This is a genomic window from Actinokineospora iranica, assembly GCF_900101685.1.
In the GTDB taxonomy this organism is placed as follows: domain Bacteria; phylum Actinomycetota; class Actinomycetes; order Mycobacteriales; family Pseudonocardiaceae; genus Actinokineospora; species Actinokineospora iranica.
Genome location: NZ_FMZZ01000001.1, coordinates 801212 through 814827, shown reverse-complemented (window position 1 = coordinate 814827; position 13616 = coordinate 801212). Strand labels below are relative to the sequence as shown.

General features: G+C 70.9%; 9 protein-coding genes. 4 read left to right on the top strand and 5 right to left on the bottom strand.

Annotation, left to right across the window (positions count from 1 at the left end; genetic code table 11):
• Nucleotides 1-12: 12 nt before the first annotated feature.
• From BLS56_RS03715 to BLS56_RS03700, 4 genes are all read right to left on the bottom strand, one after another.
• Nucleotides 13-1182 carry a type III PLP-dependent enzyme gene (locus BLS56_RS03715; protein ID WP_324187491.1) on the bottom strand — a complete coding sequence of 390 codons (1170 nt, stop codon included), beginning with the start codon at nt 1180-1182 and terminating at the stop codon, nt 13-15.
• The gene (locus tag BLS56_RS03710; RefSeq protein ID WP_139190498.1) at nt 1115-1960 is read right to left on the bottom strand and encodes a hypothetical protein; all 846 of its coding nucleotides are present in this window, start codon (nt 1958-1960) and stop codon (nt 1115-1117) included. The genes BLS56_RS03715 and BLS56_RS03710 overlap by 68 nt, the downstream gene beginning before the upstream one ends.
• A 68-nt stretch (nt 1961-2028) precedes the next feature.
• On the bottom strand, nt 2029-3621 hold the full coding sequence (locus BLS56_RS03705; protein ID WP_091448132.1) for a solute symporter family protein: 1593 nt from the start codon (nt 3619-3621) through the stop codon (nt 2029-2031).
• A gap of 218 nt (nt 3622-3839) precedes the next feature.
• Entirely contained in the window at nt 3840-4250 is a 411-nt protein-coding gene (locus BLS56_RS03700) for a DUF485 domain-containing protein (RefSeq protein WP_091448130.1), read from the bottom strand.
• A gap of 802 nt (nt 4251-5052) precedes the next feature.
• Here BLS56_RS03700 and BLS56_RS03695 point away from each other — a divergent pair.
• The 4 genes from BLS56_RS03695 to BLS56_RS03680 all read left to right on the top strand — a co-directional run bounded on the left by BLS56_RS03695 (nt 5053) and on the right by BLS56_RS03680 (nt 9998).
• Complete coding sequence (locus tag BLS56_RS03695; RefSeq protein WP_139190497.1) at nt 5053-8310, top strand: sensor histidine kinase; 3258 nt, start codon at nt 5053-5055, stop codon at nt 8308-8310.
• A gap of 63 nt (nt 8311-8373) precedes the next feature.
• Complete coding sequence (locus tag BLS56_RS03690; protein ID WP_091448126.1) at nt 8374-8814, top strand: roadblock/LC7 domain-containing protein; 441 nt, start codon at nt 8374-8376, stop codon at nt 8812-8814.
• A 7-nt stretch (nt 8815-8821) separates the two neighbouring features.
• Nucleotides 8822-9418, top strand: coding sequence for a DUF742 domain-containing protein (locus BLS56_RS03685; protein WP_228771319.1), 597 nt, complete (start codon nt 8822-8824; stop codon nt 9416-9418).
• Complete coding sequence (locus BLS56_RS03680; protein WP_091448125.1) at nt 9399-9998, top strand: GTP-binding protein; 600 nt, start codon at nt 9399-9401, stop codon at nt 9996-9998. The genes BLS56_RS03685 and BLS56_RS03680 overlap by 20 nt, the downstream gene beginning before the upstream one ends.
• Nucleotides 9999-10026: 28 nt before the next feature.
• Here the strand turns inward: BLS56_RS03680 and car are convergent, their stop codons facing one another.
• Entirely contained in the window at nt 10027-13575 is a 3549-nt protein-coding gene (gene car / locus BLS56_RS32880) for a carboxylic acid reductase (protein ID WP_091448123.1), read from the bottom strand.
• Nucleotides 13576-13616: the final 41 nt, after the last annotated feature.

Below are 13616 nucleotides of genomic sequence, written 5' to 3'. Positions count from 1 at the left end.
CTGCGAGGGGGATCAGCCGACGAAAAGCGTCGGAAGGGGCGGAAAGCCGTTGAAGGACACCGAGGAATAACTTGCCGTGTAGGCGCCCGCGTCGAGGATGTCGACGTGGTCGCCTGCCCGTAACGCCGTCGGCAGACGGTACGGGGTGTGTTGGTAGAGCACGTCATCGCCGTCGCAGGTCGGCCCGGCGATGATCACCGGGCCGTCCGGGGACTCCACCGGGTGCGCGGTGCGCAACCGGTAGGCGATGTACTCGTTCTCGGTTTCCGCCAGTCCGGAATAGCGGCCGATGTCGAGATAGACCCAGCGGTGCTCGTCGGTGTCGGACTTGCGTGACACCAGCACCACTTCCGAGCGGATCAGGCCCGCTGTCGCCACCACCGCGCGCCCGGGCTCGATGAGCAGCTCGGGTGCGGTGTCGAAATGCTCGGCGACCGCGGCGCGGATCGCCGCGGCGTGCGCGGCCAGCGGGGGAGCGGGGGTGCGGTAGGCGGTGGGGAAGCCGCCGCCGAGGTTGAGCGAGCGGGTCGGCACGCCGCACTCGGCCAGCCCGCGGGCGATCCAGGCGGCCTGGGCGATGCCCGCGGTCCACGCCGCCGGGTCGGTGTGCTGCGACCCGACGTGGAAGCACGCGCCGTCGACGTCGAGGCCGAGGTCGGCGGCCCTGGCCAGCAGCCGCAGCGCCATCTGCGGGGCGCAGCCGAACTTGCGGCCGAACGGCGTGCCCGACGCGGGCGCGTCGACCAGGAACCGGCACGACACCCGCGACCCCGGCGCGTGCTCGGCCAGGTTCGCCAGGTCGCCGTCGGAGTCGAACGTGAATCGCCGCACACCGCGGGCGAAGGCGTGCGCGATGTCGGCCGGTTTCTTGATCGGGTTGCCGTAGGACAGCGACTCCGGCGCGGCGCCCTGGGCCAGGCACAGGTCGATCTCTCCGGTGCTCGCCACGTCGAACGCGGACCCCTCGGCGACCAGCGCGGCCACGACCTCCGGGGCCGGATTCGCCTTGACCGCGTAGAAAACCGCCGCCTCGGGCAGCGCTGCCCGCAGGGCGCGGTAGTTGGCCCGCACCACGTCGAGGTCCATCACCAGGCATGGCGTCGCGGGCGCGCGGTCATCGAGGAACGCGCGCAGCCGGGTGGACACGTCCGGCGACGACAGAGAGTCGAGCACGGCGTGCACTGTAATACCGAGACGGGTGACCACGGATGGTGTGGCCATCGCCGACTGAATCACATCGGCCCGTACCATCCGCCCGCAATGGCCACTTTCGGGTCATCTGTTTGTCGCGCAGATCACGTATGTTCCGAGTTTTCCCACCCCTTCGACTGCCCACATAGGCTTCGCGGCGCAGGTCCGCCAGCCACCGCGGCCACAGCGGCACCCGCTCGGGCCGGTTGGCCATCGGGTCGAAGTCGACCCGCTCGCCGGTCGCCTCCGCCAGCAGCGTCAGATGGCCGATGGGGCGCTCGTCGGCCAGGGTGAGGGTGAACCGCAGGGGCACCGCGTGCGGCAGGTCGGCGAGGGTGTCGGGCAGGTCCGCCGAGGGGAGCGCGAGCAGGACCGCGCGCTCCCGCTCGGCGCCCAGCGCCATGATCGTGCTGAACCGGGCCCGGCCCCAGCCCGCGGCGGGCAGCGGCAGCACCCGCAGCGGCCCCTGCCCGCTGCTCGCCAGCAGGATGTCCCACGGCCCGCCCGACCCGCCGTCCGGGATGCGGATCGCCAAGCCGAGGACGTCGGGCAGGGGCTCGGGCAGGCCGGCGCCGCGGGAGAGCCGGACGACGACCGTGGTCGCCCGGTGCGGCAGCGGCAGCCAGTCCGGGCACGACGGCGACGCGGCCAGCGTGGCGTAGAAGCACCGGCCGCGCGAGTGCACGGGCCGGCCGCCGCGCAGCCGCGCGAGGTTCGCGAAGGCGCGGGCGACCAGTGCGTTGCCTGCGGTCGCGAGCTGTGCGGGCATGTCGGTCTCCTCCATTGGGCGTGTCGGCCCGGGTACCCGGATGCGCGGCGGGCCATGCGGCCTGGCGGTCAGCGGCCGATGCCGGTGAGCGAGCGCACCGCCATCTCCTTCGCCTTGTCGACGTCGGCGCGCTCCCGGCTCAGCACCGTGCCCAGGTACCCGCAGACGAACGACACCGGGATGGACACGATGCCCGGGTTCGCCAGCGGGAAGAGCTGGAAGTCCACAGTGGACACAATCGAGGTCGGGGCGCCCGACACCACCGGGGAGAAGAACACCAGCAGCAGGCACGAGCCCAGCCCGCCGTACATGCCCCACAGGGTGCCGGTGGTGTTGAACCGCTTCCAGAACAGCGAGTACAGCAGCGTGGACAGGTTCGCCGACGCCGCGAACGCGAACGCCAGCGCCACCAGGAACGCGACGTTCTGCCCGTTGGCCAGGATGCCGCCGATGATGGCGAACACCCCGATCACCACGGCCGTCAGCCGGGCCACCCGCACCTCGGACGCGGCGTCGGCTTTGCCCTTGCGGACGATGTTGGCGTACACGTCGTGCGCGAACGACGCCGACGCGGTGATCGTCAGCCCCGCCACCACGGCGAGGATCGTCGCGAACGCCACCGCGGCCACGATGCCCAGCAGGACCGTGCCGCCGATCTCGAAGGCCAGCAGCGGCGCGGCCGAGTTCTCCCGGCCGGTGGACTGCAGGATGCGCTCCGAGCCGACCAGCGCGGACGCGCCGTAGCCGATGACCAGGGTCGCGCCGTAGAACACGCTCATCGTGCCCACCGCCCACACCACCGACCGGCGGGCCTCGGTCGCGTTCGGGACGGTGTAGAAGCGCATCAGCACGTGCGGCAGGCCCGCCGCGCCCAGGATCAGCGCCAGCGACAGGGAGACGAAGTCCAGCGTCGTCGTCGGCGTCTTGCCGTACTGCCCGCCGGGTTCGAGGACCTTCTCGCCCTTGGTGTTGTTGGCCGCGGCCTGCTCCAGCAGCGCGCTCAGGCTGAACCCGAACTTGCCGAGCAGGAACACCGTCATCAGCACCACGCACAGGATGAGGATGGAGGCCTTGATGATCTGCACCCAGGTGGTGCCCTTCATCCCGCCGACCAGCACGTAGAAGATCATGATCGCGCCGACGACGGTGATGACCAGCGCCTGCCCGGCCTTGCCCTGCACGTTGAGCAGCAGCGCGACGACCGCGCCAGCGCCTGCCATCTGCGCGAGCATGTAGAAGAACGAGATCACCAGCGTCGAGGTGGCCGCCGCGGCGCGCACCGGCCGCTGGCGCATCCGGAACGCGAGCACGTCGCCCATGGTGAAGCGGCCGGTGTTGCGGACCAGTTCGGCGATGAGCAGCAGGTTCACCAGCCAGGCGACCAGGAAGCCGATGGAGTACAGGAAGCCGTCGTAGCCGTTGATCGCGATGGCGCCCGCGATGCCGAGGAACGACGCGGCCGAGAGGAAGTCGCCGGACAGGGCGATCCCGTTCTGCATCCCGGTGAACCGGCCGCCCGCGGCGTAGTAGTCGGCGGTGGTGCTGTTGCGGGAGCTGACCCGGTACACCACGTACAGCGTGATCACCACGAAGGCGGCGAACACCGCGGTGTTGAGGACCGGGTCGCCGATCTCGCCAGCGGCGAGGACTGGGCCGCTCACTGGGCCACCTCACCAGTTCGGTGGCCCCGCGTGCCTACGCACTGTGTCAATGGTTCGCTCGCAAGCTCGCTCACTGGGCCACCTCACAAGTTCGGTGGCTCCGCGCGCCTACGCACTGTGTCAATGGTTCGCTCGCAAGCTTGCTCACTGGGCCACCTCACAAGTTCGGTGGCCTCGCGCGCCTACGCACTGTGTCAATGGTTCGCTCGCAAGCTCGCTCACCGGGCATCGACTCCCGCCGCCGCGCGGATCTCGGCGATCCTCGGGTCGATCTGCCTGCGCGCCCACCGCACGTACAGCGCGGTGATCGCGATGGTGGAGGCGAACTGGAGCATCCCGAAGACCAGTCCGACGGTGACCAGGCCGACCACCCGGGTGCTCATGAAGTCCTTGGCATAGGCCGCGAGCAGGACGTAGGTCAGGTACCAGACCAGGAACAGCGCGCTCATCGGGAAGACGAACCCGCGGAACCGGGAGCGCAGCGCGGCGAACTCCGCGCTGTCGTGGATGGCGGCGAAGTCGGGCCCCTGCGGCGCCTGCGCGCCCGGCCCGGACCCGATGCCGCCGAACGTGGCCGCGCGCGGCACAGCCGCGCGCGCGCCCGCCGGGGATTGGACGACCTCGGTCATGCGTTCCTCCACATTAAGGTGCGGTCGGGGAAATCGCGGCGGCCCGCGGCGCGGGCGCTCGTGGGGAATTGCGCCGAATGGGCCGCGGCGCCGGGCGCGGCAATGCGGGCGCCTTCGCGGGCGTCATAGTAACCACGGCCCCGGTGAACTCCTAATGTGCCCGCGCTCCCGCGGCGGCTCGCGCGCAATTCCCGGCGCTGATCACCGAACGGTACCGGTTCAGTGACGGCTGGGCACTACTCCCGTGCTCACACTTAACGGTGAACTACTTTGTCGGCAGGTGTCCACGCAGCCGCGACGGTGGGTGCGCGGTTAATCATTGACAGGTGAATCACCGGTCGGGCGGGTCTCGCTGACCATCATCTGCGCAGGTAGGCGGCGTGACTGGCAGTCCAACGCCGCTCGACCGGACGTGTTAATCGATTAACTACCCAATCGTGGTATTAAGTCGATCAATGCCAAACAAAGCGTGACGAAATGACGATCATGTTCGTCAGCGCTCCGCGCGCACACCGCTCCGCGCCGTTATCCGAGGGCGTCTGCGCTGGTCAGAACGGTGTTCTCCGAAATCCGGCCGCGTCCCCGTAATGATGTACGCTCTGGCCTCAAGTTCTCGCCGAAGTCGCCGATGTCCGGGAAGGGCCCGCCCGGCGTCAGGAATCGGCAACCGTGGTTCCGCGGGCAGCGCTCGTAGCGCCTGTTCTGTTGTGCTCTGGGCAGTCCAGGATTTGTCGTGGAAGGAGAGCGGCGCGGTGAGGCAGTTATTCCGTCAGCGACCCGAGTCCCGCCTGGAGGATCGCGCGTGAGGGAAACCGTGACCCAAGCCGAGAGCGGTGCGGCCACGCACCGCGCCGCCGCCGGTGGGGAAGCCGGCGGCGGGTTGAGATGGGCCACCGTCACCCGCTGGCGCGACTGGAACATCCCGGTCAAGCTCGCCGCGGTCATCCTGGTCCCGGTGATCTTCGCGATCGTCCTGGGCGCGCTGCAGATCAGCGGCCAGGTCGCCCGCGCGGAGTCCTACCGCCGGGTCGACCAGCTCGTTGCGGTCAACGACAACCTGCGCAAGGTGCTGACCTGGCTGCAGCGGGAGCGCACCAAGGCCGCCGTGCTGCTCACCACCGGCTCCCGCGACGTCGCGGCCGAGATCGGCGGCGAGCGCCAGAGCGTCGACTACGCCCGCGAGGAACTGCTGCGCGCGGTCGGCAAGGCCACCTTCGACACCGAGGTCACCCGCGCCCGCTACCGCGACGTGGTCTCCGCGTTCGACTCCCTCACCGCGCTGCGCAGGCCGGTCGGCATGGGCTCGGTCGACAGCGGCACCGCGTTCGCGGGCTACACCTCGATCATCCACGTCCTGCTCGACTTCGACCGGGCCGCCGCCGAGGAAGTGGTCGACCAGCGGCTCGCGGGCACCGCGGCCGCCCTGCACGACCTGGAGGCGGCCAAGGAAGAGGTGTACTACCAGCAGGGCCTGGTCGCGATCGGCATCGCCCGCGGCGGCATCAACGCCGCCGACCTCGGCGCGCTGCGCGCGTCGCAGTCCCGCCTGGACGAGCGCACCGCCGACTTCCGCGCCATCGCCACCGCCGCGCAGCAGGCCGAGTACGACCGCCTGATGGCCGCCCCCGGCGTCCGCGCCCGGCTCACCCTGCTGCGCCTGGCCATCGGCGCGGACGGCGCGGCCGCGGCCAACGTGCCGCTGCCGTTCACCTCGGTCGACTGGAACGCCGCTTCCGAGCGCACTTCCGGGCGGATCAGCAACGTCAGCTCCCGCCTGGGCACCGAGGTCAAGGCCGCGTCGGCCGCGCTGCAGGACGACGCCAGCGACGCGGCAGGCGTGGCCTCGGTGATCCTCATCCTGGCCCTGGTCACCGCCGCCGCGATCATGATCGTGATCGGCAGGCAGCTGCTGCGCTCGCTCAGCGTGCTGCGCAGAAGCGCGCTCGACGTCGCCCGCAACCGGCTGCCCGCGGCGGTCGCGCGCATCCGCGACGGCAAGGACGTCGTCGCGCCGGTGGTCGAGCCGGTCGCGGTGCTCGCCGACGACGAGGTCGGCCAGGTGGCCCGCGCGTTCGACGCGGTGCACGAGCAGGCCCTGCGCCTGGCCACCGAGCAGGCGGGCCTGCGGGCCAACTACAGCAACGTCTTCGTCAACCTGTCCCGCCGCAGCCAGGGCCTGGTGCAGCGCCAGCTCCAGCTGCTGGAGCGGCTCGAGCGCGACGAGGAGGACGCCGACCAGCTCGCCACACTGTTCCAGCTCGACCACCTCGCCACCCGGATGCGCCGCAACAACGAGAACCTGATGGTGCTCTCCGGCAGCGACCTCGCCCGCCGCGCCCAGGCCCCCGCCGCCCTCGGCGACCTGCTGCGCGCGGCGGTCTCCGAGATCGAGCAGTACCAGCGGGTCGTCATCGCGCCGCCGCCGTCGGTGCTCGTGGTCGGCTACGCCGTCGGCGACCTGGTCCGGCTGACCGCGGAGCTGCTCGACAACGCCGCGGCGTTCTCCGCGCCCGCCACCCACGTCACCGTCGCCAGCCAGCACACCGAGTCCGGCGCGGTGCGGATCGAGGTGATCGACCGGGGCATCGGCATGACTGAGCAGGAACTCGCCGACGCCAACGCCCGCCTCGCCGACACCCGCGCCGTCGACGCGTCCACCGCGCGCCGGATGGGCCTGTTCGTGGTCGGCAGGCTCGCCTCCCGGCACGGCGTGCAGGTGCGGCTGCGCGCGGGCGGCCAGTCCGGAGTGCGCGCCACCATCACCGTGCCCGCCGAACTGGTGGCCACCGCGGGCGAGCCGTCCCCGGCTCCGGCGGCCCGGCTGGACGCCTCGTCGGTCCACGTCAACGGGCACGCGAGCACGCAGGGGGGCGGTCACACGAACGGGCACACGAACGGCCACGTCCCCCGCCACACCAACGGCCACTCGAACGGCCACTCGAACGGCCACTCGAACGGCAAGGCCACCAACGGGTCGGCCGGTTCCGCCAACGGCCACCACACGGGCAACGGCCTGCCCAGGCGCGGCGCGGTCAACGGCTCGCCCACGCCGGACCCCACCTGGATGGCAGGCGGCGACGGCGCGGAGATGCCCGAGACCATGCCGCGCCCCCGCGATCCGGCACAGGCCGCCCCGGTCGCGGACGACCTGCCGCTGCCCCGACGCGAGCCCAAGCCGATCAGCGCCGAGCCAGCCGACTCGTTCTGGCCGACGCACCAGGTGCCCGGCGCGCCAGAGGAGCACTCTCCCGCGGACACGCTGTTCGCCCCGGCCGTGCCCAGCGCCCCCGACGAGGCCGATGACAGCGGCTGGTGGGACACGACCCTCGTGCACGAGCGGCCCCAACCGGCCGAGGCCGCCGCGGCGCTGCACGAGACGACGCCGATCTTCGACGAGATGGTCTCGGCGTGGTTCCGCGCGGTCACCGACGACCCGAACTCCACCGCCGAGGACGCCCGCCAGACCCCCACTGCCTGGGACTTCGCCGCGGACCAGGGTTTCCACGCCGCGCAGGCGGTGTCGGCTGCGGAGCCGGAGGACTACACCAACTCCGGCCTGCCCCGCCGCACCCCCCGGCAGAACCTGCTGCCCGGCAGCGCGGAGCCCAGCGCCCCGCGCTACGGCGTGTCCGCTCCCGGCCGCGACCCGGACGACCTGCGCACCCGCCTGTCCAGCTTCCAGCGCGGCATCAGCCGCGCCCGCGGCTCGCACCACGCCGGACCGGCCCACAGCAAACCGGAAAACCCGGCCCTGGACCTGCGCGGAGCGCGCTGGCGCTTCGCCGCGGACGCCGGGTGGCAGGCGGCCGAGGCGGTCAGCCAGTCCACTCGCGACGACCAGCCCGCGGGCGGCCTGCCCCGCCGCACCCCCCGCGAACGGCTGCTGCCCGGCAGCGTCGACGCCTCGGCCCCGACCGAGCCGGTGCACGTCGAACGCGACGCCGAGGCGCTGCGCTCGCGGCTGGGCAGCTTCCAGCGCGGGATCGGCCGCGGCCGCAGCAGCCTCGCCCAACGGTCCCCAGACCACGCAGACCAGGAGTCAGCCGATGACGATGTCTGAGCCCAGTGCCGTAACCGGCCACAGCACTGGCTTCGTGAACGGTCTCATGAGGAATGGAGCACGATGACGTCCACGCAGTCCAAGCCAAGCCAATTCGGATGGTTGGTCAACGACTTCGCGGAGCGGGTCACCGGAGTGGCGCACGCCGTGGTGGTTTCGGCCGACGGGTTGCTGCTCACCTCATCCGCGCGGCTTCCGGTGGACCGCGCCGACCAGCTGGCCGCCGTGGCGTCCGGACTGGTGAGCCTCACCCAGGGCGCTGCCCGCTGCTTCGAGGCGGGCGCGGTCAAGGAGACGGTGGTCGAGATGGAGCGCGGCATCATGCTGCTGATGGCCATCAGCGACGGGTCGTGCTTAGCGATTCTGGCGGCCCCGACCTGCGACATCGGCCAGGTGGCCTACGAGATGACCCTGCTGGTCGACAGAGTCGGCCAGATACTCACGCCGGAATTGCGCGCGGCCCTGCAAGGGTCGGCTGGAAGGATGGTGGGGCAGCCCGCATGAGGCACGCATGAGCAGCGACTGGGCCGCTGAGCCCGAGCAGACGATTGCCGACGTGATGAACGGTCTCACGCTCGGCGGGGGCCGCAAACGCAAGTTCAGTCGGTCCGAAGTGGACACGCCGAGGTCGCCGGTCCAGGTGGTCGAGGCGCCCCTGGTCGAGGTCGCCCCGGCCCAGGCCGGTTCGGTCGAGCCGGACTGGCCCGACCGGGAGGACTCCGCCCCGCTGCCGGTCGTGGTGCTGCCCGATCCGGTCGAGCAGCCTGCGGACGCGGCCATCGTGCGCCCGTACGCGTGGACGCGCGGCCGGACCAGGTCCAACTTCGAGTTGCGCCTGGAGACCATGGTCTCCACCAGCGACCGGGCCGCCGACTTGACCGCGTTCGCCGAGTCCGAGCACCGGGTCATCGGCGCGCTGTGCCGGGACCCGCGCTCGGTCGCCGAGGTGGCGACCCTGCTCGGCGCGCCGCTGGGCGTCGCCAAGGTCCTGCTGGGCGACATGGCCCAGTTGGGGCTGGTCACCGTGCACAAGACCGCAACCGGCGGCGCCAACCGGGCGCACCTGGTGCTGATGGAAAGGGTACTGAGTGGACTCCGTCGGCTATGACGACTCGGCCCCCACGCTCACCTCGGTCAAAATCGTGGTGGCTGGCGGCTTCGGCGCGGGCAAGACCACCTTCGTCGGGTCGGTCTCGGAGATCGTGCCCCTGACCACCGAGGCGGTGATGACCAGCGCCAGCGCCGGGATCGATGACACCGCCGCCACCCCGAACAAGCGGACCACCACGGTCGCGATGGACTTCGGCCGGGTCTCGCTGGACTCGGATCTGATCCTGTACCTGTTCGGGACACCGGGCCAGCAGCGGTTCTGGTTCATGTGGGACGACCTGGTGCGCGGCGCGATCGGGGCGGTCGTCCTCGCCGACACCCGCAGGCTCGCCGACTCGTTCTCGCCGATCGACTTCTTCGAGGAACGCAATCTCCCTTATGTGATCGGCCTGAACTGCTTCGACGGCCTGCTGAACCACGATATCGAGGAGGTCCGCGACGCCCTCGCCATCGCCCGCGACGTCCCGATCGTCCCCTGCGACGCCCGGGACCGGCACTCGGTCAAGAACACCTTGATCACGATGGTCGAGTACTCCATGCGCCGGTGGGTCGCGCTGCACGGCGCGGGCGTCGGCTGACCCCCGCACTGTCCACTGTGGTCGGGTTCTAGACGAGGCCCAGGTTCGCCAAGTCCTTGGCGTACTTGCCGATCAGCGCCGCGGACAGGTGCGGGATGTCCTTGTCGGGTCCGATCTTCGCCGCGCGCACGGCGGCGCGGAACGCGGTGGCGGGAATGCCGGAGCCGCGCACGGCTTCACCGGGGCGGGTGAACGCGTGCAGCAGGGGCAGCAGCGAGTGCTGCTTCTGCCGGTCCGGCAGGGCGCGCAGGGCGGTGGTGAAGCGGTCCAGCCAGTCGCCGTAGTCGTCGATCCGCTCGATGGGGTGGCCCGCGTCGGCCAGCCAGTCCACGAAGACGTCCAGTGAGATGCCGTCGTCGTGCGGGTTGAGGACGTTGAAGGTCTGGTATCCGGGCTGGTTTCCGTCAGCGGCCCGCTCGCCCAGGGTGGTGATGGCCTCGGCAGTGAAGTCGGCCGGGAGCCCGTCGTAGTGCGCGGGCAGGCGGGTGCCCTCGGCGTCGGTCTCGTAGAACGACCGCGGCGCGATGCCAGTGGCGAGCAGGCTGAGCAGCAGCCGGGTGAACATGTCGGACACGTTGAGCTGTCCGGAGAACCGGCTGTGGGCCAGGATCATGTCGGACCGGAAGGTCGCGACGGGCAGGCCGCACCGGTCGTGCGCTTCCCGCAGCAGGACCTCGCCCGCCCATTTGCTTGTCGCGTAACCGTTCGCGTAGCTCTGGTCGAGCGCGCGGACCGGGCTGGTGACGCGGATGTCGGATTCCTCGTCGGCGCTCGCTGCCTGCGAGGCGATCACGGCTACGGTCGAGAGGTAGGTGAACGGCTTGAGCCGCTTGGTGATCGCCATTCGGATCAGCTCGGCGGTGCCGACGACGTTGGGGCCGAACAACTGGTCGTACGGCAGCACGTGGTTGACCAGGGCGGCCGGGTGGACGATCAGGTCGACCGTGTCGGCCAGCCGCTGCCAGGTCGGCTCGTCCAGGCCCAGGTTCGGCTCCCCGATATCGCCCGCGAAGACTTCCAGGTGTTCGGCCGCCAGGTCGTGGAAGCGCCGCACCAGGTCGGCGTCGCCGCTGTCGAAGGCGGCGTCGAGCCGTTCGCGCGCGGCGGCGGCCGTGCTGCCCCGGACGACGCAGACCAGCCTGCCGCCCGTGCCGGACAGCCGTTCCAGCCATTCCAGGCACAGGAACCGGCCCAGGTAACCGTTCGCGCCCGTCAACAGGACCGTGCGCGCGGGACCACTCGGCCGCGGCAGCGTCGTGGCCGCGGCGAGGGTTTCGGCGTCGATGAACTTCTCCAGCGTCAGGTCGTCCGCGCGGACCCGGGTGCTGCCCGCGCCGTGCACGGTCGCGAACGTGGGACGTTTCGACCCGGACCGCTGCGCCGTCTCGATGCGCTCCGCCAGCCGCCGCAGGTCGTTCGCGGGGCTGACGAGGTCGCCCACCGGGATCTCGACGCAGAAGATTTCCTTGAGCAGGGTGGAGAACGACAGCGCGGACAGGGAATCGCCGCCCAGGTCCATGAAGCGCGCGTCGGCGCGCAGCGCGGCGGGGTCGCAGCCCAGCAGCGCCTGGACGGCCCGCAGGACGGTGTCGAGCACGGGCTGCTCCCGGCCAGCGTGCCGCAGCGCGCGCAACTCGTTCGCCTCCCGCTCGGCGAGTTCGGCGTAGAGCCGTTCCAACTGCTCGCCGTACTGGTCCTTGAGCTTGGGGCGCAACAGTTTGCGGATATCGGACAGGAGTCCGTTCGCGGTGCTGAACGGCTCGGTCTCGATCAGGAAGGCGCGGGGCAGCTCATAGGAGTTCAGGCCCGTGTCCTTCGCGATCCGTTGCAGCGACTCGGTCAGCAGCGGCCGGAGGTCTTCGACGTCGTCCACCCGGTTGATCGCGTCCTCGGTGGGCACGATCACCGCGAGCAGGTAAGCGCGTTTACTACTGCCGTACACGTAAATCTGCCGCACCAGGGGACTGGTGGCGAAGGCGGCCTCCAACCGGGACACCGCGACGAACTCGCCTTGCGACAGCTTCAGCACATTCTTGCGACGGTCCACATAGACCAGTTCGTCCGGGCCGATCTCGGCCATGACGTCGCCGGTCCGGTAATAGCCGTCCTCATCGAAGACCTCGGCGGTGACGTCGGGGCGCTTGTGGTACCCGGGGATGATCGTCTCGGACTTGATCAGCAACTCGCCCCGCGGATGCGGCGAGTCGGTGCGGAAGTAGCCCAACTCGGGGACGTCGACAAGCTTGTAGTCGAGAACAGGGGGTCGGTTCACCTTGTGGTCGAGCAGGATCGCGCCCGCCTCGGTCGAGCCGAACCCGTCGTGCAGCGGGAGATCCACGCACGACTCGACAAACGCTTGCATCTCAGCCGAAAGCGGCGCCGCCCCGCTGCCGACCCACCCGAGGCGACCGCCGAGGAACCGCTCGCGCAACTCCGTCCGCACAGCGGCCTCGACCGCGGCCCGGTCGCCCGGGTCGGCGGCCCTGCGGTCCAGTTCGCTTTGGTACCGCTGGAAAAGCATGTCGCAGATCCGGGGCACCAGGAACAGTTCGGTGGGGCGGACCAGCGCTATGTCCTCGAACAGCGTCGACAGGTCGCTTGCCGCGGTGAAGTAGGCGGTGCCGCCGTTGGCGAGAGTGGACATCAGGGTCACCCGACCCGCGATGTGGCTCATCGGCATGAAGTTGAGGCCGATGAGAGGCAGGTCGTCCGCACGCGGCCAGAACCCCCGCCACAGCGCGCCGACCAGCCGGTCGGTGTACATCGCGCCCTTGGGCGTCCCGGTGCTTCCGGAGGTGTAGATGAGCATCGCCAGCCGGTCGGCGTCCAGGTCGGCGGCGGGTTCCGGCGCGGGCGGCAGGTGGCCGCCGCGCTCGATCACCTCGGCCAGCGAGTCGAGCACGATCGGGCTGCCCGCCGCCGCGAGCCGTTCGCGGGCCGCGTCGACCCGCTCCCGCTCGTCGTCCACCTCCGGGTGGAAGTCGAAGACGATCAGACGGCGCGGCGACGCGCTGCCCAGCGCGATCTCGACGGCGGTGTCCAGCAGTTCGGCGCTCGCGGCGAGAATCCGCGGCTGGGTCTCGGCGATGATCGGCTTGAGGGCGCTGGCGGACGCGCTCGACTGCAGTGGCACGCAGACGCCGCCGAGTCGCGCGCAGGCCAGGTCGAGGGTGGTGTAGTCGGTGCTGGTGAAACCGAGGACGCCGACGAACTCGCCCGCGGCCAGCGGATGCCGGGGACCGTGGCGCCACTCGGCCGCGACGGCGTTGACCCGGGTCCACAGGTCCCGGTAGGTGACCGTGTCGAAGCTCGGCAGCAGCCGCAGCGTCGTGCGGCCCGTGGCGGGATCGGTGACCGGTTCCCGCGTGCGCTCGCCCAGCGCGGGCCGGTCGGCGTAACCGGTCATGATCGTGGCCGTGATCGCGGCGGGGGACAGCCCGGGTCGTCGGATCGCGGCGGTGACGGCCGCCAGCGGGATGGCTTCGCGGAACTGCTGGTCGGTGGCCCGCAGATCGGCGGTGCGGCGTTCCCGTCGAGCGTCGGCATCCTGGATTTCAGACTGCGCACTGGTCGACATGATCAGCCTTCCCTGAGTCGCGACTACGCACGCCAGGAGGT

What these genes read in the sequence shown, in the direction of transcription:
- car (WP_091448123.1), bottom strand. Translation starts at nt 13,575, where the DNA reads ATGTCGACCAGTGCGCAGTCTGAAATCCAGGATGCCGACGCTCGACGG.
- BLS56_RS03690 (WP_091448126.1), top strand. Translation starts at nt 8,374, where the DNA reads ATGACGTCCACGCAGTCCAAGCCAAGCCAATTCGGATGGTTGGTCAAC.
- BLS56_RS03685 (WP_228771319.1), top strand. Translation starts at nt 8,822, where the DNA reads ATGAGCAGCGACTGGGCCGCTGAGCCCGAGCAGACGATTGCCGACGTG.
- BLS56_RS03700 (WP_091448130.1), bottom strand. Translation starts at nt 4,250, where the DNA reads ATGACCGAGGTCGTCCAATCCCCGGCGGGCGCGCGCGCGGCTGTGCCG.
- BLS56_RS03710 (WP_139190498.1), bottom strand. Translation starts at nt 1,960, where the DNA reads ATGCCCGCACAGCTCGCGACCGCAGGCAACGCACTGGTCGCCCGCGCC.